Here is a 1,135-nt window from a genome sequence, read left to right as displayed (position 1 = left end):
GCCACCCCGCCACCACAGACGACCTACGCACCGCCGACTACTGGACCGACCAAGTCCGCCACGCCGTCCGCTACGCCGACGCCATCACCACACTGGAGTCCGAAGGCGTCACCACGCTGCTGGAGATCGGCCCGGGTGGTGTCCTGACCGCCCTCGCCACGCAGTCCGTCCGGGACCCCGACGCCGTGGTGGCCACGGCCGCCCTGCGCAACGGCCGGCCCGAGCCCGAGGCGCTGGTCGGTGCGCTCGGGGTGCTGTACGCGCGGGGCGTCGACCCGGACTGGGAGGCGTTCTTCGCCGGCTCCGGCGCCCGCCGGGTGCCGCTGCCCACGTACGCCTTCCAGCACCAGCGGTACTGGCTGGACCCCATGACACCGCCCGCCGGGGAAGGCGGCCCCGCCGCCCCCGTACGGAACACGGCGTCGCGGGAGGACGCGCGGGACGGGAGCGAGGCCGAGGGACGTGAGGCCGAGGAGACCGTGTCGCTGACCGACCGCCTCGCCGGTCTCACCCCGGTGCAGCAGGAGCAGCATCTGCTGGGCATCGTGACGACCCTGGTCGCGGCGATCCTGCGGCACACCGGTCCGGAGGACATCGCCCCCGACCGCCCCTTCCAGGACCTGGGCTTCGACTCGCTGACGGGCGTCGAACTGCGCAACCGGCTCGGTGCGGCGACCGGGCTGCGCCTGCCCGCCACCGTCGTCTTCGACCACCCCTCGCCCGCCGCCCTGACCGCCTTCCTGCGGGCGGAGGCGGCCCCGCGGCCGGCCGACCCGTCGCGCGCGGTGCTCGACGAGCTGGACCGGCTGGAGGCATCGCTGGCCGCGCTTCCGGACGGCGACGACTCGCGCGACGCCGTTTCGGCGCGCCTGCGGGCCCTGCTGGCCGAGCTCACCGGCCCGGGCCGGGCGACCGATCGGGCCGACACGACCGGATCGGGCGAGCCCGCCGAGGAAACCGCCGATGTGGCGGAGCTGATCGCGTCGGCGTCCGCTGACGAGATCTTCGACTTCATCGACACCCAGCTCGGCCGGGTGGCGGACTGAGCGAGGCGTGCGGGGCCCGGGAGGGCTGCGCGACATGATGCGCGCCGCGGCCACCGGCAACGGCACCGCCGCGACCGCCATGTCGGGGC

1 protein-coding gene is annotated in these 1,135 nt (G+C 75.5%); it reads left to right on the top strand.

Annotated elements, in window-relative coordinates; all coding sequences use genetic code 11:
- Positions 1 to 1,046 (top strand): phosphopantetheine-binding protein (locus ABZZ38_RS30445; RefSeq protein WP_356745781.1); only part of this gene is annotated, 1,046 nt, incomplete at its 5' end.
- Positions 1,047 to 1,135 lie beyond the last annotated feature (89 nt).

Source organism: Streptomyces sp. NPDC006368 (assembly GCF_040612535.1).
Classification (GTDB): domain Bacteria; phylum Actinomycetota; class Actinomycetes; order Streptomycetales; family Streptomycetaceae; genus Streptomyces.
This window is presented reverse-complemented; position numbering and strand designations above follow the sequence as displayed.